Genomic DNA, 515 nt, shown 5'->3' with positions numbered 1-515 from the left:
AGATCGACCTTCTCTGGCGAACGTTTTGCCATCACAGCGCGCGATGTCATGCCTACGACCAACAGCTTGCGAATGTAGCGATCACCTTGCTTTGTGATCTTGCCCAGACGTTCCTTGCCACCGCTGGATTTGTTGAGTGGGGTCAGTCCGAGCCAAGCCGCCAGATCGCGCCCCGTCCGGAACTGTTTGGCATCACCAATCGTAGCGACAATCGCTGAAGCCGTGACCGGGCCGATGCCTGGCATACGCATCAATCTACGCGCATCTGCATTCAGAAGGGCATGTTGCTGGATCATCTTAGAATAGCCGTCGATGCGTTCGTTCAGGCCGAGGAACTGATAGCACTGTATGCCGAGCATGCCGTTGGCGATCTCTGGTATGTCCGGGTGATCTCCCGCCAAGTGACGCTTTGCAAATGCGGTGACCGCTTCAATTCCGATCGGCAGGATGTGCCCAAACTCACGCAACAAGCTACGGATCATGTTGGCCAGTTGAGTGCGTTGCCGGACGGCCAG

At 56.5% G+C, this 515-nt stretch carries 1 protein-coding gene; it reads right to left on the bottom strand.

The window, feature by feature from the left end; translation table 11 throughout:
* Nucleotides 1-515 (bottom strand): IS110 family RNA-guided transposase (locus tag ACR0AO_RS25525; protein WP_480609870.1); only part of this gene is annotated, 515 nt, incomplete at both ends.

The organism is Ruegeria sp. AF8 (assembly GCF_056541825.1).
This window is presented reverse-complemented; position numbering and strand designations above follow the sequence as displayed.